Raw genomic sequence first — 25,117 nt, forward strand, 5'->3', positions numbered from 1 at the left:
TCTCTGTCTGGAGCAATGATGTTATGCACTCTTTGCTTCAGAGCTGTTGTTTCAGAGCTGTTGCTTCAGAATCTTCGCTTCAGGAAAGCCACCATCTGTTTTTTAAATGCTAAAGCAGTAGTTTTATGCCAACGGCAAACGTCAATATTTCGAAGGCTGTCTTGACGAGCTGATTACTTGAACGGTTGGCGAGGTAGGCTCCCAAACTGCCTCCTAAAAATGAACTCGCTAATAATATGGGCAGCCATAACCAGTAGACGGGTGCGCCAGCCTGAACGATGGCTATCCCGCCGATGCCGTTCCAGAACAAGCCAACACATATCATGGTTAAGGCAACCGACTGTTTGTAAGTAAAACCAAACCATCGCACAAGAAATAGGGTGACCAAAAGCCCAGAACCAGCAGTGAGTGAGCCATTAATAACGCCGATTAATGCCAGACCAACGCCTCCGATGATCCAACCTTTGGTTGTGCGGTTCTTTAGGTGTTCTTCTTGGCCTAATTGTTTCTTTAATCGAGAGTAGATGCCTAGCGCTAAGATCATTGCTCCAAGCAGTTTTTGTGCAATATGGTCTGGAATCAATAGAACAATATTTGCCCCAATAACCACGCCAATACATCCAACCACAATCAAGTAGCAACAAAGCTTCCAACTGAGAGTTCCCCCTTTGATATGGGTATATGCAGCGCCCAAACCTAAAGCAACACTGGCCACTTTGTGAGTGGCGAGAGCAACCGAAAATGGCAGGCCAAAAAAGATAAGCAGTGGGAATTGTAAGAGCCCGGCACCGCCACCCGATAAGGAAGCGAGGGTGTTGGCGACTAATGAGCCAAAGAACAGGGTGAGTGAGTTTATCCAGTCCATAGAGTCTTCGTATGTGTGAAAAGCGGCGAACAAAAAAGGGGCATAATGCCCCTTTATTCAATTGGTATAGCGTTAAATACTATCAGGTTTACTGTTTTTTTAAGAAGCTGTCGAAAGGGTTTTCTACCGATTACCGACTCTGAGTATTAGTTTGAAAACAGCACGGTAGAGCCGTGGTTTAGGCTCGTCAGCAGTAATGCTTTCGGGTTAACAATATCAATACGACGGCTTTGCTCTGAATCCATCTTAATGACCTGAGTGATCAAGTCTAGCTGCTCTTGTGAAAAATCTTTGCCCTGAGCTGAGGTGACGTCTTTGAATTCTTCAGGAGAAATCAGCAAGTAGTGATCATTGATATCCCACTGGCCCGTTTCAGAAATGTTGATTACATTGGCCTGATCGTCTTCAGTACTGTATACCCTAACTACTGACATTCTAAGATAAGTACCGTTAGGTAAATACTTAGCATTGGATGACAAGTCGACTTTACGCAGCGGGCCAATTGAGTCCGTTTGCCTATTGTCGGTGATTAAGGTCACCATTTTTGACTGCCATTCATGTTGGGTGAGCAAGCGCTCTACTTTTGCATCGCTATTCCAATATAACCAACCACTTAGAGAAGCTGAAATAACCAGTAAAATAATTGAGACATTTAATTTCATGTTACTGTCCACCTGTACAAATGTCGCTGAGATCCGACTGATTCGCGTAAATTCTTAGGGTTACACTCTCACTAGAGTAATCTTGTGGGTGAATATAGTTGAGTGCTAGGTCGTCGGCTTGTCCGCCTGTTGCAATCACTTCTGTTGGCTTCAGTTTACCTGTATGACTGGTGTTGTATTGAATCACACATGCCTCAATCGCTGGTAGCCAACTTGATAAATCAGGGTGGTTGAATGGGGATTGAACTTTGACACCATCCACTTCAGCTAAAGTACGAAACTCTGATTCTGCAGGGTTTGTAAACGTTAAAACCAGGATCGGTAAAATAATAGCGGCAAGTAAAACAGCCAAGCTTAACCACTTACTATTGTGCGTTTCAGGAGTGACAGACTTAGGTTCTTCTTCCTGTTTTACTTCTTGAACTTTAGTGAGTTCTGGCTCAGGATTTTCAATCACTATTTCTTCGTTTGTGGTCGAAGGTGTCATGGTTGCTTCTACTTCGTCCTCGGCAACTTCAGCCAAGGTAGGTTGATCGCTCGATGAAGATGAAAGAGGCACAGAACGCTCAACGCTTGCAATAAATTGGTAACCACGTTTGGGAACAGTTTTGACGAATTCTGGAGACTTGGTTGAGTCTTTAAGCATCTTTCTAAGCGTCGATACTGCTTGCGTTAAGCTTGAATCGTCGACTTCAAAGCCTTGGTCTCGCCATACGTATTCGTGTAACTCATTACGAGTGATCACTTCATTGGGTCTTTCAGCCAGCATCAGCAGAATGCGGCTTTCATTGCTGCCCAGACGTACTATTTCCCCGTCTTCTGCTTGGTCAACCAGTGAATTACTATTTGGGTCGAATACGAACCGCTGCGCGATAATAAACTTTGTGCCGATATTGCTCATTGAACTCTTCTACTTTTGGATGTTTTTGGGGACAAAATAGACAAATCTTGGGTGAAGTTCAGCTTGGACTTCACTAAATCATGGTTTGTTTTATGTTATTTTATATTTATTAGGCTAAGGATAATCAAAACAAATAAAAAAAACAGTGTTTTTATGGTTTTTGACCTTGAATTTACATTTGTCATCCTCATGTTAATGGATATAAGACCGGCATTAAGTACCATGTTTCTAGGTTATTCAACATAAATATAGATGTTTTGGAGTAAAAATGAGCGAAACGGCAACGCAAAATAAAGAGACTCGTGGCTTTCAATCTGAAGTAAAACAACTACTTCATCTAATGATTCACTCACTATATTCAAATAAAGAGATTTTCTTACGTGAGTTGATTTCTAATGCATCTGACGCGGCGGATAAGCTTCGTTTTCAAGCACTATCAAACGGTGATCTATACCAAGGTGACGCAGATTTAGGTGTAAAACTGTCATTTAACGCTGAAGCCAATACTTTGACGATTTCTGATAATGGCATTGGCATGAGCCGAGATAACGTTATTGAGCATTTAGGCACCATTGCTAAATCAGGCACGGCTGATTTTTTCTCAAAGCTGTCTGAAGACCAAAGCAAAGACTCTCAGCTGATCGGTCAATTTGGTGTTGGTTTTTATTCTGCATTTATTGTGGCAGACGCAGTAACTGTTCGCACTCGTGCAGCGGGCCTAGCGAGCAATGAAGCCGTTCAATGGCACTCTGCGGGTGAAGGCGATTACACCATCGAAGACATCACCAAAGAATCTCGCGGTACTGACATCATTCTGCACATGCGCGAAGACGGTAAAGAGTTCTTAAATGAATGGCGCCTGCGTGAAGTGATTGGTAAGTATTCTGATCACATAGGCATCCCTGTTTCTATCTTAACAGCCGTTAAAGATGACGAAGGTAAAGACACCGAAGAGAAGCATTGGGAACAGATTAACAAGGCGCAAGCGCTTTGGACTCGTAACAAGTCTGATATCGAGAAAGAAGAGTACCAAGAGTTTTACAAGCACGTCTCTCACGACTTTGCTGATCCACTCACGTGGAGCCACAACAAAGTAGAAGGTAAGAACGACTACACAAGCCTGCTATACATTCCAGCGAAAGCACCATGGGACATGATGAACCGTGATCATAAGAGCGGCTTGAAACTATACGTGCAGCGCGTATTCATTATGGATGACGCTGAGCAGTTCATGCCGTCTTACATGCGTTTCGTTCGCGGCTTAATTGACTCAAACGATCTGCCATTGAACGTATCACGTGAAATCCTGCAAGATAACAAGGTCACTCAGTCCCTGCGTGGTGCCTGTACTAAGCGTGTACTGACTATGCTTGAGCGTATGGCGAAGAACGATAACGATAAGTACCTAGAATTTTGGAAAGAGTTTGGCCTAGTTATGAAAGAAGGCCCAGCGGAAGACATGGCGAACAAAGAGAAGATCGCGGGTCTACTGCGTTTCTCTTCAACGCAAGTTGATTCTTCAGAGCAGACGGTTAGCCTAGCGTCTTACGTTGAGCGCATGAAAGAAGGCCAAGATAAGATCTATTATCTAACGGCTGATAGTTACGCTGCAGCGAAGAACAGCCCACACTTGGAACAGTTCAAATCTAAAGGTATCGAAGTGGTGCTAATGTACGATCGCATCGACGAGTATGTGATGAACTATCTGACTGACTTCGACGGCAAACAGTTCCAATCGATCACAAAAGCGGGCTTAGATCTCAGTCAGTTTGAAGGTGAAGAAGAGAAAGAGAAGCAGAAAGAGACAGAAGAAGAGTTCAAATCTGTTGTTGAGCGTACTCAATCTTACCTAGGCGATCGCGTAAAAGAAGTTCGTACTACCTTCAAACTAGCGACAACGCCTGCGGTTGTGGTGACTGACGATTTCGAGATGGGCACGCAAATGGCTAAGCTTCTTGAAGCTGCGGGTCAAGCGGCACCTGAAGTGAAATACATCTTTGAGATTAACCCTGAGCATGCCTTGGTTAAGCAAATGGCAGACGAAGCGGATGAGCAAGCATTTGGTCGTTGGGTTGAGTTACTGCTTGGACAAGCGATGTTAGCGGAGAAGGGCTCGATGGAAGATCCATCGCAATTTTTGGGTGCAATCAACGAGCTACTGACAAAGCGTTAGTCTTCGACTTTAGGGTAAGGCTATCCATGTAATAAAAAGCTCGCAAATGCGGGCTTTTTTTATGAACGTCGTTGAAAATTGCGCAAACGTGATTAACGCGACCGTTACCGTTGCCACAAATGAGGTTAATGCATTCTTTAGTCGTAAATTCAGCCCAATTGAATCTTAATGTGATAGAATGCTCGACCTATTCGACTGGGGTTAGAGATTTATCGATCCCAGTTATATGATTTTTAAACATTATACCGAAACTTATCGTTTTACTTCTGTTTGTTTACCTAAGGGCGGATAAGGAAGTTGGGATAGTGAGCTTCGGTATAAATCATAATTTTATAAGAGGATTAAACATGCGCATCATTCTTCTAGGTGCTCCTGGCGCGGGTAAAGGCACTCAAGCTAACTTCATCATGAACAAATTTGGTATCCCTCAAATTTCAACTGGTGATATGCTACGTGCTGCTATCAAAGCGGGTACTGAGCTTGGTAAGCAAGCAAAATCAGTAATCGACGCTGGTCAGCTAGTTTCTGATGAAATTATCCTTGGTCTTATCAAAGAGCGTATCGCTCAAGATGACTGTGAGAAAGGTTTCCTACTAGACGGTTTCCCACGCACAATCCCACAAGCTGATGGCCTAAAAGAAATGGGCATCGCTGTTGATTACGTTGTTGAGTTCGACGTAGCTGACGATGTGATTGTTGAGCGTATGGCGGGTCGTCGTGCTCACCTTCCTTCTGGTCGTACGTACCACAATGTGTACAACCCACCTAAAGTAGAAGGTAAAGATGACGTAACTGGCGAAGATCTAGTAGTACGTGATGACGACAAAGAAGAAACCGTTCGTGCACGTCTAGGTGTATACCACGATCAAACCGCTCCGCTAATCTCTTACTACGGTAAAGAAGCAGAAGCAGGTAACACTCAGTACCTTAAATTTGACGGTACTAAGCAAGTTGCTGAAGTTAGTGCAGAACTTGAGAAAGCACTAGCATAATTGGTTAACAGCCAGTTTTAGAATTTGATATATTGAAAGCGACCTTATGGGTCGCTTTTTTTGTATCAATTTTTAGTGCGATTGCTGAGTTATCATATGTCACGTCAACCTGTGATCGGATATTGAATGGCAGCAGTGATCGTTAACTTATGTAGATTAGTATCTTATACCAATTGTAGTAAATAACTGGTCACCCTAGCTGGTTAGAACGCTCGATAACTGCGTTAGAATTTTTGATTGTAGATAACTACTTATCGAAACTTCTTGTCGAAAAGAGCTGCCTTGTTCTCAAGCTTTTTTCCTACGCTATTTCTGATCACTTAACTTACTGTGATTGGTATTACTTTTCAGAAAATTATATTGGCTTCAGGTATCTATGGAAAATAATAAAAAGCAGGGCGTGCTACTGGTTAATTTAGGCACCCCAGATTCGGCAACCCCGGCGGGTGTACGTCAGTTTTTGAGTGAGTTTTTGCACGACAAACGAGTGGTTAATCTTACTCGCTGGCTGTGGTGTCCTATCTTACATGGGGTAATTCTACCGATTCGTGCGCCTAAAGTTGCCAAGCTGTATCAGTCTGTTTGGATGGATGATGGATCACCGTTGTTGGTGTACTCGCAAAGACAAGCTGAGAAGCTTCAGAACAAATTAGCGATGCCAGTTGCCCTTGGTATGACCTATGGCAATCCAAGCCTTAAGAGCGGCGTTGAGCAGTTGATGGAGCAGGGCGTCGAAGACATCATTGTATTGCCTCTGTACCCTCAGTACTCAGGCACAACCACCGCCGCCGTTTCTGATGGGTTAACCAAAGCCTTTAAACAGATGCCTGTGATCCCGAGCTATCGCTTTATTCGCGATTACTACGCGCACCCAAGCTATGCAAAAGCCTTGGCTGAGAGCGTTCGTAGCCACTGGGAGAAAAACGGTAGGGCTGACCATTTAGTTTGCTCGTTCCACGGCATTCCTAAACGCTTGGCGGATGAGGGCGATATCTACCCTGAGCATTGTAAAGCGACCACCGAGTTGCTTGCGAAAGAGCTCGGTATGTCCGCTGAGGATATTACCATGACCTACCAGTCTCGATTTGGTCGAGAAGAGTGGTTGAAGCCATACACGGATGAAACGCTTGCGTCACTGCCGCGCAAAGGCATCAAGAAGATCGATATCATGGCACCGGCCTTCTCGGTGGATTGCTTGGAAACGCTGGAAGAGATTTCAGATCAATGTAAAGAGACTTTCATCGACGCTGGTGGTTCGGACTTTAGCTACATTATGTGCCTCAATGACCGAGATTCACACATCGATATGATGTCAGAACTGGTAGCGCAATATCGCTAGCTGTGGTTGAGCGTCAACAGCTGTTTATAGTTAACCACTGTTTATCGTTAACTATTGCTTATCGTTAACTAGCGGTTATTACGAACGACAGCTTATCATTAACAGTAAGATGTATTTGGCAAATAACAAAAGGGCTGCACATTTTCATTGAGCAGCCCTTTTTGATCGGGATATATCGCTTTGGAACCGTTTTAGAGTTTAAGCAACTGAGGTTTCAGATACTTGCTCAGCAGTTGCTTCTGTTTTGAATGTCATGTCCGTCTCTACGCCGTGCATCCATGATACGAGTTTACCCGCGCAAAGCAGCAGTAATATACCACTCGCCGTAGCGGCAACCGCGATGCCACTGAAGATAGACATAGCACCAAGCTCACCAACATGAGAGCCCACAAGACCCGCTACGTAGTTTGCAATCGCGTTGAAGCCAAACCATGCACCCATCATCAATGATGCTAAACGAAGCGGCGCTAATTTAGTGACCAACGACAGACCAATCGGCGATAGACAAAGTTCACCAAGGGTATGGAAGAAGAAAGCACCCACTAACCATAGCATGGAAGTTTTCACGCTTAGGTCGCCACCTTGCTCCATTGCAGCACCTATCATGCACACAAAACCTAGCGCTAAGAAGAACAGAGCCATCGCAAATTTTACAGGAGAGTTTGGCTCACGCTTACCAAGTTTGATCCAGAATGCGGCAATCAGTGGCGCAAGTGTGATGATGAAGAATGGGTTCAGGGATTGGAACCACGCTGCGGGTACTTCAAAATCACCGATCATGCGATCTGTATATTGCTGAGTGTAGATGTTCATCAGGCCGCCAGCTTGTTCAAAGCCCGCCCAGAAAACAATCACGAATAGGCCCATAACCAGAATGACTTTTAATCTGTCGAACTCTTCTTTGGTCAGCGGCACTTTCTCTTTCGACTTGTTCAGCTCTCTTGCTCGTGCTGCGGCAGGTACCGTACCGATATTGCCTAACCAGGATTGGGCCATGGTCATTTGCATGATCAAGCTAATCACCATACCAATGCCAGCAGCAAGGAAGCCTGCTTTCCAACCGAATGAGTCGATTGCTGCGCCTGAAATTAGGCCGCCAAGTAGTGCACCTAAGTTGATGCCCATATAGAAAATAGTGAAAGCCCCGTCACGTCGGTTATCACCATCAGGGTAAAGATCACCCACCATGGTCGAGATGTTTGGCTTAAACATACCATTACCTATGATAAGCAGGGCTAAACCTAGGTACAAAGCATTGGCTTGGTCTAACCCAATCAAGCCGTTAGGTAGGGCGAGTGTAAATTGGCCCAATGCCATCAAAAAGCCACCAATTAGGATCGATTTACGCTGACCTAGGTAATTATCTGCAATCCAACCACCAATAAGTGGTGTGATGTAGACCAAACCAGTGTAGATACCGTAGAGATCGAGTGCTTCTTTTGTTGACCAGCCAAGCCCACCGTTGATCGTGGCGTCTGTCAAAAATAAAACAAGAATAGCGCGCATTGCGTAGTAGGAAAAACGTTCCCATAGCTCTGTGCTAAATAATAGAAATAGGCCTCTAGGATGGCCAAATATGTTGTGATTGCTTTGCATAAGTTATACTAATTTTAGGTATGAAAAGATTTTATAGTCACTTATGTATACAGAGTGGAATAATGCTTTGCAACGGTTGTATTTATTAGTGTAATTAATTGTAAGTGTGTAATGTGTTGATATTTAATGTTTTTATTTTGAATGTTGCCCATTTTAGATGTGCTGCAAACTAACTTTTCAAATATGAGTTGATGGATTTCTCTTCCTGGTTTGATTTTTTGGTGAATGGTAATGAGCTAATATATAGGTGTTGTCTATTGATTGATCTGCCAACTTTCTGACCATTCCCTCAATTCTCCTTTAGCTCCGATTATTTTGCGTTGAGAAGTTGGCCTTAGACACATAATTTATTGTCCATTGAGATTCATTTTCTTAATGGTGATTCAACCGTTTTAAGTATGTGGTAAAGTATCTAAAATAGAAAATGGCTAGTTAAATGAAACGTTGGTACTTACTTTACTGTAAGCGTGGTGATCAAAAGCGCGCGCAACAGCATTTAGAAAATCAGGGGGTAGAGTGCTTTTACCCCCAAATTGAAGTCAGAAAGGTGGTTCGTGGGAAAAAGCAGAAAGTCAAAGAGCCGTTGTTTCCATCGTATCTTTTTGTCTGTTTTGATTATGAGCAAGGCCCGAGCTTTACAACCGTCCGTTCAACTCGCGGGGTTGCCGATTTTATTCGATTTGGTGCTAAGCCACATGAGGTCCCATTTGACTTGGTCTTTGAACTGAAAGAGTTAGAGAAGTGTTGTAGCGAAAAAACCGAAGCTTCTTGTATTGAGTTTCAGTCAGGGCAGATCGTGACAATTAACAGCGGTCAGTTTGCGGGTATTGAAGCGATTTTCCATCAAAAAGATGGTGAGGCACGCTCTATTATGCTGGTTAAGATGATCAGCCAGGTGGTGCCAATTAGCATTGAGAACGAGGCGCTACAAGCTCACGTATAGGCACAGCAATAAAATAACGGCAACAGTAAGAAAAGTGCAACACCAAGATAAGCACAAGAGTAGAAAATAGGCTTAATCAAAAAGGCGCATTATGCGCCTTTTGTGTTCTTTAGAAATTATCTCAACACTCTTGCTTAGTAAGAGTCGTTGTGGACCGCTTGTACAGCTCGACCTGAAGGGTCTACGCAGTTTTTAAATGACTCATCCCACTCAATCGCTTTTGCTGATGAGCACGCAACAGATGGACCACCCGGTACACATTCAGCTGCAGAGTCTAGCGGGAACAACTCTTCAAAAATTTCACGGTAAGCGTAACCTTCTTTGGTTGTTGGCGTGTTGTAAGGGAAACGGAACTTAGCCGCTTCCATTTGTTGATCCGTGACTTTTGCTTCCGCCGTTGCTTTCAATGTATCAATCCAGTCGTAGCCAACGCCATCAGAGAATTGCTCTTTTTGACGCCATGCGATTGAATCGGGTAGGTAGTCTTCAAAACACTCACGTAGGATGTGTTTCTCCATCTTACCGTTACCACACATCTTATCTTCAGGGTTCAGACGCATTGCGACATCGATGAACTCTTTATCTAAGAATGGTACACGACCTTCTACGCCCCATGCCGCCAGTGATTTGTTAGCACGAGCACAGTCAAACATACTTAGCGCAAGCAGTTTACGTACCGTCTCTTCGTGGAACTCTTTTGCGTTTGGCGCTTTATGGAAGTACAGGTAGCCACCGAAAATCTCATCAGCACCCTCACCAGACAATACCATCTTGATGCCCATCGCTTTGATCTTACGAGCAAGCAAGTACATAGGTGTTGAAGCGCGAATTGTCGTTACATCGTAAGTTTCGATATGGTAGATAACGTCACGGATAGCATCTAGGCCTTCCTGAATGGTGTACGTCATTTCGTGGTGTACGGTACCAATCTTATCCGCAACTTCACGAGCCGCGATGAGATCAGGTGCGCCTTCTAGGCCAACAGCGAATGAGTGTAGTTGTGGCCACCAAGCTTCTGATTGACCATCGTCTTCAATACGCATGGCTGCAAAACGTTTAGCGACGGCTGAAGTGATAGAGGAATCCAGGCCACCAGAAAGCAGCACACCGTATGGTACGTCTGTCATGAGTTGACGCTTAACTGCGGCTTCTAAAGCTTCCGTTAGCTCTTTTTTGCTGGTTGTATTGCCTTGTACTGCTGCGTATTCGTTCCAATCACGGATGTAGTAGCGTTGAGGCTCTGAATCTTTCGAAGAGTAGAAGCTACCTGGAGGGAATTCACTGATCGTTTTACACACAGGAACCAGTGCTTTCATTTCTGAAGCAACGTAGTAGTTACCGTGCTCATCGTAGCCTTGGTAAAGAGGAATGATACCAATGTGGTCGCGGCCGACAAGGTACTCGTCTTTCTCTTCGTCGTATAAAACGAACGCGAAAATACCGTTAAGCTCTTCGAGTAGTTCTGTGCCTAATTCTTGGTATAGTGCAAGGATGACTTCACAGTCAGAATCTGTTTGAAATTGGTACTTGTCTTCATAGCGTGCACGAAGTTCTTTGTGATTATAAATTTCGCCGTTCACTGCAAGAATGTGTTTTTTGTCATGGCTGTATAGTGGTTGTGCACCACTGTTAAGACCAACGATAGCCAAACGTTCGTGAGCAAGGATTGCTTTTTCACCCGCATAGATACCAGACCAATCTGGGCCGCGGTGACGAAGCTTTTTAGACATTTCCAAAGCAATAGGGCGAAGTGCTGCGGCATCACTTTTAATGTCGAGAATGCCAAATACTGAACACATAGAACTTCCTTTAAATAATTTCTAATTCAACTGTCTTTAATTTGCCACTCTGGCTAAAAAAAGCAACCAGATATCAGTAAAAAAATTATATAAAGGGGGTTATGTTAGAAATTATCTAATTATTGAGTTGTTTTGGTGGTCGATATCTAATTGCGGTTGGTTTTTTATACAATAGCCTCTCAAAAGTTCCCAAAAAAGTCTTCTTGAGAGGCGAAGTTGAGTGTGTTTAAGGATTGATTTTATTGATTTTATTGATTTTTGGGTTTAGTTGCTCGCAGACATGCCGAGCAAAACCACTGCCCGCCTCGCTGTAAATATTGAAAGCGGCATCAACACCACTTTCTTTCAGTGTGTCTAGTTGATCTGAGTATTCAGCAATCGCGGCTATTTGACCTTTAAAGTTACGTGATTTTAGCTGTTCGAGAGCCGTTTGATTACCTTGGTGGTGAGGCATCGCCAAGAGCACTAAGCTTACATTAGTTGTGTCTAAGATTCGTTCCCAAAAATCTGAGTCAGTCGCATCGCCACAAATAACGTTTCTTCCTTGGCTTCTGTGAGCGTGTGCCGCCTCTTCACGAACTTCAACCCCTAAGCTGACTTTGCCGTAGCGGGCTCGTAATTCATCATAGGCACCGGAACCAATCCGTCCCATACCAAGAATAAGCACTTGAGCATGACCCGGGTCGATAAGCTGGTCACGCTGGTGGAGCTTCTCTGCTGCATGCTCTTTGAGCCATTTTCCTGATTGTTGGTAGAGCTTATGGCCTATATGGTTAATAGGCGCGGCAATAATAAATGAGAGAGATATAGTCAATGCTAATGCAATCAGAATATCACTCGACATCCAACCGTTCTTAAAGGCTAACCCGCCAACAATCAGGCCAAATTCACTAAAGTTAAAGAGTGATAGAGATGTTAACAGCGATGTTCTAACGCGGAATTTGTAGGCATTGAGTACCAAAAAGTAAAGAATACCGTTAATTGGCAGAAGTAATAGAAATAGGATTGAAAGAGAGATCGCGGAGAGGGTAGGAGCTCCCGATAGACCGATACTTAGGAAGAAACATACCAGAAGTAGCTCTTTAATATTAAACAAGGATTTTGACAGTTCTGATGCTTTGCTATGACCTGCTAGCAATATACCGAGTATCAGAGCACCTAAGTCTGGTTTGATACCGACGAAATTGAATAGTCCAGCGCCAACGACTAAGCCGAAGAATATCCCACAGAGAACCAACATTTCTCCATGACCGACTTTATCCAGCAGGCGATAAAAAAGAGGGCGTAAAATTGGTAGTACGAATAGGAAGATAGCGTACCATTCTGGAACTTTGCCCGTTGATATGGTTAGGAAGATAACGGCAAAGATATCCTGCATAACCAAGATACCGATTGCTAGCGTACCGTAGGTTGAGTTCATTTCACCTTTCTCTTGCAAAGACTTCACCGCAAATACGGTACTTGAGAAGGAGAGGGCAAAACCGAGTAGAACGATTTGCTCCATTGACATTGCAGCCAACGATGAAATACCTAGTAGCTTAAAACCAAATAGAGCAGCGGCAAAAAATAGGGTCGATAGGAGGTTGTGTATGGTCGCCCCAGCCCAGATCTCTTTCGAGAGTAGGGTTTTGATGTCGAGTTTTAAGCCAATGGTAAATAACAGCAAGGTGACGCCAAGATCCGCTAAGGTAATGATGGTGTTATTGGTTTCGAAGCCAAAGGCATACAGCGCAAAACCAGCAATCAAAAAGCCAACGAGTGGAGGAAGGTGACACTTTAAAGCGATAAAGCCTGCAATAAACGCAGTAGAGATGAGTATAAGTTCCATAACTTGTTGTTTTAGTTCCCTAACTTAAAAAAACGGGCCGTGTTCATACAAACACGGCCCGTGGAAAATCAAAATGGTTTTCTTTAATCTTCGAGAAGCTTTTGAAGTAACACACCGTTGAGCATGGCGCGCTTGATCATAGCGAAAGCTCCCATCGTAGGATGTTTATCGATCTGTGATGCTACAATAGGCAGACCGCTATGGAAAGCAGTTAACGACTGATTCTCTACATTGCGCTTAATTGCAGGGAATACAATATCTTGTGCTTTTGTTATATCACCAGCAATGATGACCTTTTGTGGGTTGAACAAGTTAATCGTCATTGCTATTGCTTTGCCTAACTGATTCCCCACTCGAACTAAACTCTGCTTCGCAAGTTCGTCACCATTGTTAGCATGATCACATACGTCTTGAATAGTGATACGGTCTAACTCGGTAAGAGAGGACTCGTACCCTTGTTTAATCAGCTTCTGTACTCGATCAACAATGGCAGGGTTTGCGGCGACGGTTTCAAGGCAGCCAAAGTTACCGCATTGGCATTGCTCGCCCAATGGGTCAATTTGGATATGACCAATCTCACCGACGTTGCGGTTATGGCCTAAGAAAACCTGACCATTAACGATAATTCCTGCCCCCGTTCCTCGGTGAACACTGACCAAAATAGAATCTTGGCAGTCTTTACTTGCACCGAAGTAGTGCTCAGCAAGCGCCATTCCACGAACGTCATTACCAACAAAACAAGCGACATGGAATGTATCGCGAATAATGTCGCTTAATGCGAGGTTATCGATGTCGGTATTCGGCATGTACTCAACAACACCGGTCGTTGGGTTAACTAAGCCTGGAAGCGTGACACCAATAGCAATCAGTTGGTCGATCTTTGGTTGATGCTCTGCAATGAACGCTTTTAAGGTATTAACTAAGCCTTGAATCAGATCGGATTGATGAGAATAATCAAGATCTTGCTGTTGGAAAGCCAATTCACGACCAGCGAGGTCATAAAGGCTTATTTGTATATAATCTCGACCTAAGCGCACAGCGATAGAGTGGAAGGGTTCCACTTCTGTGGTTAGGGAGATAGCGCGTCTACCGCCAGTAGACGCTTGCTGCGCCACCTCTTTAATTAGGCCGCGCTCTAAAAGCTGGCGGGTAATTTTTGTAACACTTGCCGGTGCGAGTTGGCTTACATCAGCCACTTGTATACGACTAATAGGACCTTGTTGGTCTATCAGTCGGTATACTGCCGCACTGTTTAGTTGTTTAACTAAGTCTACGTTACCTATTTGTCCGCCATTCATACTTAATTGTGCTCGTATTTTCCGTTAACAATAGTCGCTTTAACGTTAAAATCTCGATCGAATACGGCGAGGTTTGCAACCATGCCTTTTTTGATTCGACCTAGCTTGCTTTCTACACCAATAGCCGTAGCTGGGTATAGCGTAGCCATGCGAAGAGCTTCGTCTAAAGCGATACCAGCGTGCTCAACTGTATTCTGAACTGCTTCAATCATAGTCAGAGCTGAGCCGCCTAGTGTGCCATTTTCATCAACACACTTACCATCACGGTAATATACTTTCTTACCGACAAAAATAAAGTATTCCATGTCAGCACCTGCAGGAGCTGTGGCATCCGTCACTAATACCAACTTTTCTCCCTTAATTTTGTGCGCAATTCGGATGTTTGCGTAATCAACGTGAAAACCGTCAGCGATGATACCCGCGTAAACGTCTGGGGTATCGTAGATGGCCCCAACAACGCCAGGCTCACGACCGACCATAGGTGTCATTGCATTGAATAGGTGAGTGGCGAAGGTAATACCGGATTCGAAGCCTTGACGTGCTTCGGCGTATGTTGCATTAGTGTGACCAATAGAAACGACCACGCCAGCTTTATGCAGACGCTCAATATGTTCTGGATCGTTCAGTTCAGGAGCCAGTGTCACTTTGGCCACAAGATCACTGTTCTCACAGATAAGCTCAATCATTTCGTTGTCAGAGTTGCGTATGTGATCAACGCTGTGAATGCCTTTTTTAGCAACGTTCAGGTATGGACCTTCAAGGTGTAGACCTAGAGATTGGTTTTGGTACTGATTGTGGTATTTACGCGCTGCGCTAATCACTGCACGCATATCTTCATCTGAAGAGGTGATAAGTGTTGGCAAGAAGCTCGTACAGCCTGATTTAAGGTTAGCTTTGTGCATGATTTGCATAGTGTCTGCCGTGATCTCATCGTTCAGCATCACACCACCACAACCATTCAGCTGTAGGTCAATGAAGCCCGGGCTTAGGTTTGCACCATCTAGATCGCGAACCTCGATACCTTCTGGTAATTCAGAGATAGGGCAGACTGTTTTAATCAGTTCATTTTCAATGACAACAGCATGATCCGTTAGAACATCACTACCCGTGTAAATTTTACAGTTACTTAGCGCGTACATAGTCAGCTAATCCTTATTTCGAGAGATCTTTTAAATTTGTTCGTTACCTAAATGTAGACTTAGTTTTCGAGCATCATTTACGTAACGATTTATCTTTGTATGGGTAAACAATTTAAATGTGTAATTTGATATAAGTGTTTAAAATATAATGAATAAATAAGTGTGTTTTTTACGTTCTTGATTAGGAGTTATTTATATTCATACGACTAAAACAGAGTGAAATTCCCATCCTGTTTTCTATCAATTAGGTTTGGATTCTATCCGCATTCCTTTGTTTTTTTTAATGATAAAATAAGTTTTATGATCTCGCTAGCAAAAACCTTCTGATTTGGTGAAAACTGGTGATTATGATCACAAATGGTAAGCTTTTAATTTGCGGGGCAAAATTAATTGAATACACTGATTACGACTAAATTGAGCTACTAAAATAAGTTTCTCAAACGAATTCTAAAAAATCCTATAGGGGGAAACAACTGGTGAATATTCTAGGATATGCACAGAAGCTGGGTAAGGCATTAATGCTACCTATCGCAACGCTTCCGATTGCGGCGCTTCTACTACGTTTAGGTCAAGGCGATCTACTTGATATTCCATTTATGGCAGAAGCTGGTGGCGCTATTTTTGGCAACCTACCACTGCTATTCGGTCTAGGTATCGCAATTGGCCTTTCTAAGGACGGTAACGGCGCAGCAGGTCTTGCTGGTGCAGTTGCTTACTTTGTACTAACAGCGACAGCAACAACAATTAATGCTGACGTTAACATGTCTTTCTTTGGTGGTATCTTCGCGGGTATCATTGCGGGTCACTCTTACAACGCTTTTCATGCAACACGCCTTCCAGAGTGGCTGGCTTTCTTTGCAGGTAAGCGTTTAGTACCTATCATGGCTGGTCTGTTTGCACTTGTTGCAGGTGCGGTTTCTGGTGTGGTTTGGCCTGGTGTTCAGTCTGGTCTAGACGCACTGGCTCACGCTGTATCAACATCTGGCGCTATCGGTCAATTCGTTTACGGTACGCTTAACCGTGCACTTATCCCTGTAGGTTTACACCACGTATTGAACTCATACTTCTGGTTTGGTATGGGTACATGTCAAGAAATCGTTGTTGCTGGTCAAGGCGCGTTCGCTAGCATCACTCAACTTTGTGTTGACCCATCACTAGCGAAAACTCTGGTTGTTGGTCAAGAACACACGTTTACATTCGCTAACTCTGTTACTCCAGAAATTACAACGGTAGTTAAAGAAGTGACTGAAACAGTTAAGTCTGGCGACCTACACCGTTTCTTCGGTGGTGATCTAGGCGCTGGTGTATTCATGAACGGTTTCTTCCCAGTAATGATGTTTGGTCTACCAGGTGCTGCACTTGCAATGTACCTAGCTGCTCCGGCTGAAAAACGTAGCCAAGTTGGTGGTGCACTATTCTCAGTTGCATTTTGTTCATTCCTAACAGGTATCACAGAGCCGCTAGAATTCATGTTCGTATTCCTAGCGCCTGCACTGTACGCAATGCACGCTGTATTTACTGGTCTGTCGCTAGTCGTTGCTAACATGTTTGGTACTCTGCACGGTTTCGGTTTCTCTGCGGGTCTTATCGACTTCGTACTGAACTGGGGTCTAGCAACTAAACCATTCGTACTACTGCTAATCGGTCTTGGTTTCGGTGCTCTATACTTCTTCACTTTCTCTTTCGCAATCCGCGCTTTCAACCTGAAATCGCCAGGCCGTGAAGATGATGACGAAGCTGCAGCAACGCCTGCTGGTGAAGCTGCAAAAGGTGAAGTTGCACGCCAATACCTGAAAGCTCTAGGTGGTCACGACAACTTAACTTCAATTGATGCTTGTATCACACGTCTACGTCTAACTCTTAAAGACCGCTCTATCGCTGATGAAGTTGTACTTAAGAAACTGGGCGCGAAAGGTGTGGTTAAACTGGGCGAGAACAACCTGCAGGTTATCCTAGGCCCTCTAGCTGAAATCGTTGCTGGAGAAATGAAAGCTATTGGTGCAGGTGAAGACCTATCTGATGTAAAACTTCCATAGTAAAGGAAGTACTTATTAAGGCGTAGTAACTGCGCTTAACTAAGTTTCAAATTGAAAGCCTCCTACATGGGAGGCTTTTTTGTACCTGCTGAGGAATGTCAATTGATACGGTTCGCTCTATTCTTCATCTAATAGACTAAATAATCGCAATTAACGGATAGTTCTTATTGTGCAAAGGCAAAGAATTGTGGATGATTAGCAACAATGATCTTTCTATCTTTGACTTGCGCTATAAGCGTCCGTTTTCTTGGAGATGAAAGATAACTTTCTCTGACAATACTAAATACATAGAGGTGCTATAGATGAGTGAAGCTGAGGCTCGTCCATCGAATTTCATTCGCCAAATTATCGACAAAGATTTAGCGGATGGTACACACAGTAGCGTGCATACTCGTTTCCCGCCGGAGCCGAACGGCTACCTGCACATTGGTCACGCTAAATCTATTTGCTTGAATTTTGGTATTGCTCAGGACTACCAGGGACAATGTAATCTTCGTTTCGATGATACAAACCCTGAAAAAGAAGACGTTGAATACGTTGAGTCAATTAAGAATGATGTAAGCTGGTTAGGCTTTGAATGGTCTGGTGACATTTGTTACTCATCAAACTACTTCGATACGCTTTACGCTTATGCTGTGGAATTAATTAATAAAGGCTTAGCGTACGTTGACGAGCTAAGTCCTGAGCAGATCCGTGAATACCGTGGCACGCTAAAAGAGCCAGGTAAAGCGAGCCCGTACCGTGACCGTAGCCCAGAAGAGAACCTAGCGTTATTTGAAAAAATGCGTGACGGTGGCTTTGAAGAAGGTAAAGCGTGTCTACGTGCTAAGATCGACATGAGCTCTTCATTCATGGTGATGCGTGATCCTGTTATCTACCGTGTTCGTTTTGCTCACCACCATCAGACGGGTGACAAGTGGTGCATTTACCCAATGTACGACTTCACTCACTGTATTTCTGATGCGTTAGAGGGTATTACACACTCTATCTGTACGCTTGAATTCCAAGACAACCGTCGCCTGTACGATTGGGTTCTAGATAACATCACGATCGATTGCCAACCTCGTCAGTACGAGTTTAGCCGTCTGAATCTTGAATACACAGTGATGTCTAAGCGTAAGCTGAACCAACTTGTGGTTGAAAATCTAGTTCAAGGTTGGGATGACCCACGTATGCCAACTATCTCTGGTTTACGTCGTCGTGGTTTCACTTCTGCGTCTATTCGTGAATTCTGTAAGCGTATCGGTGTGACTAAACAAGAGAACATGATTGAGTTCGGTTCACTTGAGTCTTGTATCCGTGATGACTTGAACGAAAATGCACCCCGTGCAATGGCGGTTCTAGATCCGGTTAAGATCGTGATTGAAAACTACGATGCAGATAAAGTAGAAACACTAACGGTTGCTAACCACCCGAACAAACCTGAAATGGGTACTCGTGAAGTACCGTTTACTCGTGAAGTTTGGATCGAGCGTGATGACTTCCGTGAAGAAGCAAACAAGAAGTACAAGCGTTTGGTTCTAGGTAAAGAAGTTCGCCTACGTGGTGCTTACGTAATTAAAGCAGAGCGTATCGAGAAAGATGCAGAAGATAACATTACTACTATCTTCTGTTCTTACGATGACGAAACGCTAGGTAAGAACCCAGCAGATGGCCGCAAAGTGAAGGGTGTTATCCACTGGGTATCTGCTGATAAAGCACTGCCAGCTGAAATTCGTCTATACGATCGTCTATTCACTGTAGCAAACCCAGCTGCTGCGGATGATTTCGCTGCAACGATCAACCCAGAGTCATTGGTTAAGTTGAACGGTTTTGTTGAGCCTAGCCTAGCGGAAGGTGCAGCAGAGCAAGCGTACCAGTTTGAACGTACAGGTTACTTCTGCGTAGATTCGAAAGACTCTAAAGCAGACGCGCTCGTGTTCAACCGTACGGTTGGTCTACGTGACACTTGGGGTAAAACTGAAGCTTAATGCTTGAGTGCTTAGCTTGTTAAAAACGACCCAATAAAAAACCGGCTTACTAAGCCGGTTTTTTTGTGTTTGAATGCGGATGAGATGAGCTCGGGAGTGGTTGAGTTTGTTACACGAATTCCATTACCTTCCCACGCTATCACCAGCTAAGCAAAGCTGGCGTTGTGTTTTATTTCACTTTATGTGCATCTGGATTGCCTTTGCAATCTTCGCTAATGCATTTACCGTACAGGTATAAACTGTGGTTCGTCAGTTTAATATTATGACGTAATGCGATTTCTCTTTGTCTTTCTTCAATAACCTCATCAGAGAATTCGATCACAACACCACAGTCTAGACACACTAGGTGATCATGGTGGTGTTGTGTTGAAAGTTCAAATACCGATTTGCCACCTTCAAAATGGTGGCGAGTAACGATGCCAGCGTCATCGAATTGGTTGAGCACTCGATAAACCGTTGCAAGCCCGATCTCTTCACCTAAGTCGATCAACTTTTTATATAAATCTTCAGCACTAATATGTTGGCAGTCTGGCTGTTGTAATACTTCTAAAATTTTGAGCCGTGGAAGGGTCACTTTAAGACCAGCATCTTTTAGCGCTTGATTATTGTCTGACATATACTTTCCTGTTGATGATCTGCAGCAATTAACAGAATTCAATATTAAAACCATTATAGTTGAGTCAGGCATAACAATAAACCACGAACTTCAAAGGGTTACCTGCCCAAATCACAATCTGTTTTGTAAATTGGAAATATCTCACTTATAGTAGAGGTAAGACCAGTTAAGGTGGTATTTCTCATATGAACACGGAATGTTATTATGAATAAGCAACTTGCAAAAGTATATAAACCAAACATTGTCAAATTCGCACTCAATATTTGGCCTCCGTTCTGGGGAGCAGGCATCAAGATTGCCCATATTAGCGCTGATTTTAGGGTAGTAAAGACAGTACTCAAGCTGCGTTGGTGGAATAAAAATGCCAATCGTACCCAATATGGTGGCAGTATTTTTTCTCTGACCGATCCTGTTTACTCATTGATGTTAATGGGCATTCTAGGTGAACGATATTATGTGTGGGATAAAGAGGCGAGCATCAACTTTATCAAACCGGGGCAATCTGATTTGTATGCCGACTTTGAGATAAGCCAAGAGCAGCTTGATGAGATCTATCGTCAGACACAGCTTGGAGAAAAATGTTTCCCTGAGTTTATTATCTACGTGAAAGATAAGCAGGGGAATGTGGTTTCAGAAATTCAACGCACCCTCTATGTGAGAAAGAAACCTCAATTTAGGGAAGAGGACCAAGGTCTAGAGGCCGAGTGTTGATTGGTATGAACTAGAAAGCAAAAAACCTCCAACAAGGAGGTTTTTTTATTGATAGCGAGTTGTCATTACAGACAATAACTAGAAATTAGTCTTCTAGTTCTGCTAGGCACATCTCTTCGTGGATTTGTTTAACCCAGTTAGATACACGCTCATCAGTTAGCTCAGGTTGACGATCTTCATCGATACATAGGCCAACGAATTGGCTGTCATCGCCTTCAACTAAACCTTTCGATGCTTCGAACTCGTAGCCTTCAGTTGAAGTGTAACCTAGAATCGTACCGCCTTTCGCTTCAACGATGTCACGTATAGTACCCATAGCATCACAGAAGTATTCTGCATAATCTTCTTGGTCGCCACAGCCAAAGATAGCAACAAGCTTGGTTGAGAAATCAATCGCTTCTAGCTCTGGGAAAAAGTCATCCCAATCACATTGTGCTTCGCCGTAGTACCACGTAGGGATACCAAGCAGCAGTAGATCGAAGTTATCGATATCTTCTTTGCTGCTTTTTGCAATGTCTTGAACGTGAACGAGCTGCTTGCTCAATTGCTTTTGAATCATCTTAGCAACAGCTTCAGTGTTACCTGTATCGCTACCAAAGAAGAGACCTACACTTGCCATAGAATCATTACCTTTCATTTTGTCTGTTGTCGGTGTAATAAAGTTCGGAAGGGGATGGTTAGATCCCAGTTCCTTCCCAGCTTAGTTGGATTATCCCTTTGGCGATAAAACCCGCACAACCAAGGAAAAGCACTAGCCACACAATGCGACGACCAAATGCAGGAACATTTCCTTGCTTAAGAACGTCCTTAATTGCCATGCCGATCAAAAAGAAAATCGCGGCAAACATGAGATCTAAACCAATAGATTCAATGATGTTCATGTAGTCGTAAAGCATGGGAACCTTATATACCAAATTTGCTTTGGCGCACTATATCACTGTTGTGAGATAAAGTTAATCGACAGTGATTAGCCGCTTTCATTTATCTGCATTAAAAAGTGTATTTAAGCGATGAATTTTCGGATGACTCTGAGTACTTCCACTGGCTTTTCAGCATGCAGCCAGTGACCCGTATTGGCAATGACGTGTGCTTTGGCGCTGGAAAATTGCTGCTGAACGGCTACTTGATGCTCTGCTGTGAGGTAATCGGAATCCCCGCCTTTTATGAGCAAAGTTTTCACTGAGGTTAGCGGGATCGGTTGCCAACCTTGAATATGCGAGTAATTAGTCAGCAGTGAAGCGACGTTGAAGCGCCACTCCATAATACCTTGTTCAGTGTTGAATAGAGACTTAGTTAAGAACTGGCGCACCCCGTCTATTTCAATATGTTTTGCGAGAACCTTGAGCGCATCTGAGCGTGATGTTGGCTTTTCTTCTATCACTGCTTGTAGGCCTGCGAATACGTTGTCGTGACGATTTTGAGTATACGCGATGGGTGCCATATCTAATACAATCAGCTTATGCAATGTGAGGTATTGTGTCAGTGCCATCGCGACCTTGCCACCCATTGAGTGCCCAATTACAGTGACGTCTTTCAACTCAAGATCACTCAATAGTTGGGCGACATCTTGTGCCATCACTCGGTAGTCATGGCTATCACTATGGAAAGATTGACCATGGTTGCGGAGATCGATGCTAAGCACTTGGTGATCGGATTTTAGATCCCGAGCCAGTATGCCAAGGTTGTCGAGATTACCAAATAATCCATGGATCAAAACAATGGTGTGACCCTCACCTTCCAATTTATAGTTGAGCTGTACTGACATTTTTATCTTATTCATGGTGGGTTTGACGTAGAGTATCCGCGCGGATCTCGCTATAATCCCCCAGAGTTTAAACATTGAGATTGTGAAAAGCGAATGAAAACAATTGAGGTTGATGAGGACCTATACCGTTTTATAGCGGGCCAGACAGAACGTATTGGCGAAAGCGCTTCAGATATTCTGCGTCGCTTGTTAAAGGTTGATAGCCAAGGTACGGCTCCGATTGAAGAGATCGTTGAGCCAAAAGGCATCGTGGTTAGCAAAGAGGTAGGCTTTACTCTAGAGAAGCTCGATGGTGTTAAAGAAATGCGCTCATTACTTATATCAGATGAGTTTGCGTCACTAAAGAAAGCCATTGATCGTTTCATGCTGGTGTTATCAACACTGCATAAAATCGACCCTGAACGCTTTTCAGAAGCGACTCAAGTAAAAGGCCGTAAGCGTGTTTACTTTGCAGATAACGAAGCAACCTTGCTAGCAAACGGCAACACAACAAAGCCGAAAGCCATTCCACAAAGTCCTTTTTGGGTTATTACAAATAACAATACAAGCCGAAAAAGACAGATGGTTGAGCAGCTGATGAGCCGCATGAGTTTCCCAGCAGAATTGATAGAAAAAGTAACAGGTTCAATTTAAAGAAATCTGATTTAAACCTCATAATATCCATGGATAAGAAGATATTATGAGGTTTTTTTGTTTTTAAATTTTATATAAGGATGTCAAAAATGGCTATGCACCCTCGTGCTGGGCAGAAAGCTCAACAGGAAGATCTTCATAATATTCCGGCTTTAGTTGCTAACTATTTCTTACAGCAACCGGATGCGACGAACACAGACCATAAAGTACTTTTCGGTACTTCTGGTCACCGTGGTACAGCAGACAAATCCACATTTAACGAAAACCACATTCTAGCGATTGCACAAGCGGTCGCTGAAGTTCGTGCCGAGCAAGGTACAACTGGCCCTCTTTTCTTAGGTAAAGATACTCACGCTCTATCTGAGCCTGCATTCTCTACGGTTATCGAAGTGCTGGTAGCGAACGGTGTTGAAGTTATTATTCAAGAAAACAATGGCTTTACTCCAACTCCTGGTATCTCGCACGCGATTCTTACGCACAATCTAGTGAATGACAAAAAAGCCGACGGCATTGTTATCACGCCTTCGCATAACCCACCTCAAGATGGCGGTATCAAATACAACCCGACACACGGTGGCCCAGCTGAAGCTGAATTGACTCAAGCGATTGAAGACCGTGCCAACGTGATCATTGCCGAGCAAATGCAAGGTGTTAAGCGTACGCCTATCGCACAAGCCAAACAGTCAGAGCTGGTAAAAGAAGTGGATCTGGTTGCCCCATACGTCGCTGATTTGGTTAATGTGGTCGATATGGAAGCGATCCAGAAAGCCAACATCAAAATTGGTGTTGATCCTCTAGGTGGCAGTGGTATCGATTACTGGCGTCAAATTAGCAAAGCGTACAACTTAGATCTTACTCTGGTGAGTGAAGCGATTGACCCTTCATTCCAGTTTATGTCTCTGGATAAAGACGGCGTGGTTCGTATGGACTGTTCTTCTCCATACGCGATGGCTGGCTTATTGGCTCTTAAAGACGAGTACGCTCTAGCGTTTGGTAACGATCCGGATTACGATCGCCACGGCATCGTGACACCAAAAGGCCTGATGAATCCAAACCATTATCTAGCAGTGTGTATTGATTACCTATACCGTCACCGTGAAGGCTGGGGTAAGGACGTTGCAGTTGGTAAGACACTCGTATCAAGTGCACTGATCGATCGCGTGGTTGCTGACTTAGGCCGTGAGCTTTGTGAAGTACCGGTTGGCTTCAAATGGTTCGTTGACGGCCTATATAACGGTCAGTTTGGTTTCGGCGGTGAAGAGAGTGCAGGTGCTTCTTTCTTACGTAAAGACGGTACGCCTTGGTCAACAGATAAAGACGGCCTGATTCTTTGCCTACTTGCGGCTGAGATCACAGCGGTTACTGGTAAGAACCCACAAGAATACTATGAAGAGCTAGCGGCGAAACACGGTGAGTCTAAGTACAACCGTATTCAAGCAGTCGCAAATGGCGCGCAAAAAGACGTGCTTAAAAAGCTATCTCCAGAGATGGTTTCTGCTGAGACGCTTGCGGGTGATACCATTACTGCGCGCCTAACACACGCTCCAGGTAACGGTGCTGCGATTGGCGGCCTAAAAGTGACGACTGAGAACGGTTGGTTTGCAGCTCGTCCATCAGGTACAGAAGACATCTACAAGATCTACTGTGAAAGCTTTAAGGGTGAAGAGCACCTGAAAGCCATCGAAGCAGAAGCTCAAGAGATTGTGAACCAAGTATTTGCCGCAGCCGGTCTATAATCTAATAAGATTCATGGATTTATCAAGCAAATAGTCGAAGGGTTGATGTGAAAGCATCAGCCCTTTTTTATTCGTGCTAGGTGCTAGGTGCTAGGTGCTAGGTGCTAGTTTAGTG

21 protein-coding genes are annotated in these 25,117 nt (G+C 43.8%); 9 read left to right on the forward strand and 12 right to left on the reverse strand.

The genetic code is table 11. The features are described 5' to 3' along the window. Positions 1–109: 109 nt before the first annotated feature. The 3 genes from Q1A70_RS03790 to Q1A70_RS03800 form a co-directional block, all read right to left on the reverse strand. Entirely contained in the window at positions 110–865 is a 756-nt protein-coding gene (locus tag Q1A70_RS03790) for a sulfite exporter TauE/SafE family protein (protein ID WP_299687196.1), read from the reverse strand. Positions 866–1,011: 146 nt separating this feature from the next. After that, positions 1,012–1,527, reverse strand: coding sequence for a regulatory protein ToxS (locus tag Q1A70_RS03795; RefSeq protein ID WP_299687194.1), 516 nt, complete (start codon positions 1,525–1,527; stop codon positions 1,012–1,014). A gap of 1 nt (position 1,528) precedes the next feature. Then, entirely contained in the window at positions 1,529–2,428 is a 900-nt protein-coding gene (locus Q1A70_RS03800) for a transcriptional regulator (protein WP_299687192.1), read from the reverse strand. A gap of 268 nt (positions 2,429–2,696) precedes the next feature. On the opposite strand from Q1A70_RS03800, the gene htpG reads away from it, so the two are divergent. The 3 genes from htpG (at position 2,697) to hemH (ending at position 6,932) form a co-directional block, all read left to right on the forward strand. Beyond that, on the forward strand, positions 2,697–4,601 hold the full coding sequence (gene htpG, locus Q1A70_RS03805) for a molecular chaperone HtpG (RefSeq protein WP_299687190.1): 1,905 nt from the start codon (positions 2,697–2,699) through the stop codon (positions 4,599–4,601). Positions 4,602–4,948: 347 nt separating this feature from the next. Next, positions 4,949–5,593, forward strand: a complete 645-nt coding sequence (gene adk, locus Q1A70_RS03810) for an adenylate kinase (protein ID WP_299687188.1) — start codon at positions 4,949–4,951, stop codon at positions 5,591–5,593. A gap of 376 nt (positions 5,594–5,969) precedes the next feature. Then, entirely contained in the window at positions 5,970–6,932 is a 963-nt protein-coding gene (gene hemH / locus Q1A70_RS03815) for a ferrochelatase (RefSeq protein ID WP_299687186.1), read from the forward strand. A 198-nt stretch (positions 6,933–7,130) separates the two neighbouring features. Here the strand turns inward: hemH and Q1A70_RS03820 are convergent, their stop codons facing one another. After that, positions 7,131–8,528, reverse strand: a complete 1,398-nt coding sequence (locus tag Q1A70_RS03820; RefSeq protein WP_299687184.1) for a peptide MFS transporter — start codon at positions 8,526–8,528, stop codon at positions 7,131–7,133. A gap of 436 nt (positions 8,529–8,964) precedes the next feature. On the opposite strand from Q1A70_RS03820, the gene rfaH reads away from it, so the two are divergent. Beyond that, positions 8,965–9,471, forward strand: a complete 507-nt coding sequence (gene rfaH, locus Q1A70_RS03825; RefSeq protein WP_299687182.1) for a transcription/translation regulatory transformer protein RfaH — start codon at positions 8,965–8,967, stop codon at positions 9,469–9,471. A gap of 134 nt (positions 9,472–9,605) precedes the next feature. On the opposite strand, the gene asnB is transcribed toward rfaH, so the two are convergent. The 4 genes from asnB to nagA form a co-directional block, all read right to left on the reverse strand. Beyond that, positions 9,606–11,270, reverse strand: coding sequence for an asparagine synthase B (gene asnB, locus Q1A70_RS03830; protein WP_299687180.1), 1,665 nt, complete (start codon positions 11,268–11,270; stop codon positions 9,606–9,608). A gap of 226 nt (positions 11,271–11,496) precedes the next feature. Further along, positions 11,497–13,098, reverse strand: a complete 1,602-nt coding sequence (locus Q1A70_RS03835; protein WP_299687178.1) for a cation:proton antiporter family protein — start codon at positions 13,096–13,098, stop codon at positions 11,497–11,499. 83 nt (positions 13,099–13,181) lie between these two features. Beyond that, positions 13,182–14,396 (reverse strand): ROK family protein, encoded by a 1,215-nt coding sequence (locus Q1A70_RS03840; protein ID WP_299687176.1) that lies wholly within the window; start codon positions 14,394–14,396, stop codon positions 13,182–13,184. 2 nt (positions 14,397–14,398) lie between these two features. After that, positions 14,399–15,535 (reverse strand): N-acetylglucosamine-6-phosphate deacetylase, encoded by a 1,137-nt coding sequence (nagA, locus tag Q1A70_RS03845; protein WP_299687173.1) that lies wholly within the window; start codon positions 15,533–15,535, stop codon positions 14,399–14,401. Positions 15,536–16,011: 476 nt separating this feature from the next. Between nagA and nagE the strand changes: the two genes are divergently transcribed. Then, on the forward strand, positions 16,012–17,571 hold the full coding sequence (nagE, locus tag Q1A70_RS03850; protein ID WP_299687171.1) for an N-acetylglucosamine-specific PTS transporter subunit IIBC: 1,560 nt from the start codon (positions 16,012–16,014) through the stop codon (positions 17,569–17,571). Between the two features lie 302 nt (positions 17,572–17,873). Continuing rightward, positions 17,874–19,541 (forward strand): glutamine--tRNA ligase, encoded by a 1,668-nt coding sequence (glnS, locus tag Q1A70_RS03855; RefSeq protein WP_299687170.1) that lies wholly within the window; start codon positions 17,874–17,876, stop codon positions 19,539–19,541. Between the two features lie 169 nt (positions 19,542–19,710). On the opposite strand, the gene fcrX is transcribed toward glnS, so the two are convergent. Beyond that, positions 19,711–20,157, reverse strand: a complete 447-nt coding sequence (gene fcrX, locus Q1A70_RS03860; protein ID WP_299687168.1) for a ferric iron uptake transcriptional regulator FcrX — start codon at positions 20,155–20,157, stop codon at positions 19,711–19,713. A 204-nt stretch (positions 20,158–20,361) separates the two neighbouring features. Between fcrX and Q1A70_RS03865 the strand changes: the two genes are divergently transcribed. Continuing rightward, positions 20,362–20,868 (forward strand): DUF4442 domain-containing protein, encoded by a 507-nt coding sequence (locus Q1A70_RS03865; RefSeq protein WP_299687166.1) that lies wholly within the window; start codon positions 20,362–20,364, stop codon positions 20,866–20,868. An 85-nt stretch (positions 20,869–20,953) separates the two neighbouring features. Here the strand turns inward: Q1A70_RS03865 and fldA are convergent, their stop codons facing one another. The 3 genes from fldA to Q1A70_RS03880 all read right to left on the reverse strand — a co-directional run bounded on the left by fldA (position 20,954) and on the right by Q1A70_RS03880 (position 22,633). After that, a complete protein-coding gene (gene fldA, locus Q1A70_RS03870; protein WP_004737899.1) occupies positions 20,954–21,487 on the reverse strand; it encodes a flavodoxin FldA in 534 nt (177 codons plus the stop codon). Positions 21,488–21,545: 58 nt separating this feature from the next. Next, positions 21,546–21,764: a DUF2788 domain-containing protein gene (locus tag Q1A70_RS03875; RefSeq protein ID WP_299687163.1), complete on the reverse strand. Its 219-nt coding sequence runs from the start codon at positions 21,762–21,764 to the stop codon at positions 21,546–21,548. A gap of 107 nt (positions 21,765–21,871) precedes the next feature. Further along, a complete protein-coding gene (locus Q1A70_RS03880) occupies positions 21,872–22,633 on the reverse strand; it encodes an alpha/beta fold hydrolase (RefSeq protein ID WP_299687221.1) in 762 nt (253 codons plus the stop codon). Positions 22,634–22,726: 93 nt separating this feature from the next. Between Q1A70_RS03880 and seqA the strand changes: the two genes are divergently transcribed. Both seqA and pgm read left to right on the forward strand, forming a co-directional pair. After that, positions 22,727–23,266 (forward strand): replication initiation negative regulator SeqA, encoded by a 540-nt coding sequence (gene seqA, locus Q1A70_RS03885; protein WP_299687162.1) that lies wholly within the window; start codon positions 22,727–22,729, stop codon positions 23,264–23,266. An 89-nt stretch (positions 23,267–23,355) separates the two neighbouring features. Further along, entirely contained in the window at positions 23,356–25,002 is a 1,647-nt protein-coding gene (gene pgm, locus Q1A70_RS03890) for a phosphoglucomutase (alpha-D-glucose-1,6-bisphosphate-dependent) (protein WP_299687160.1), read from the forward strand. The last annotated feature ends 115 nt before the right edge of the window (positions 25,003–25,117 follow it).

Origin of the sequence: uncultured Vibrio sp., from assembly GCF_947488985.1 — a bacterium.
Taxonomy (GTDB): domain Bacteria; phylum Pseudomonadota; class Gammaproteobacteria; order Enterobacterales; family Vibrionaceae; genus Vibrio.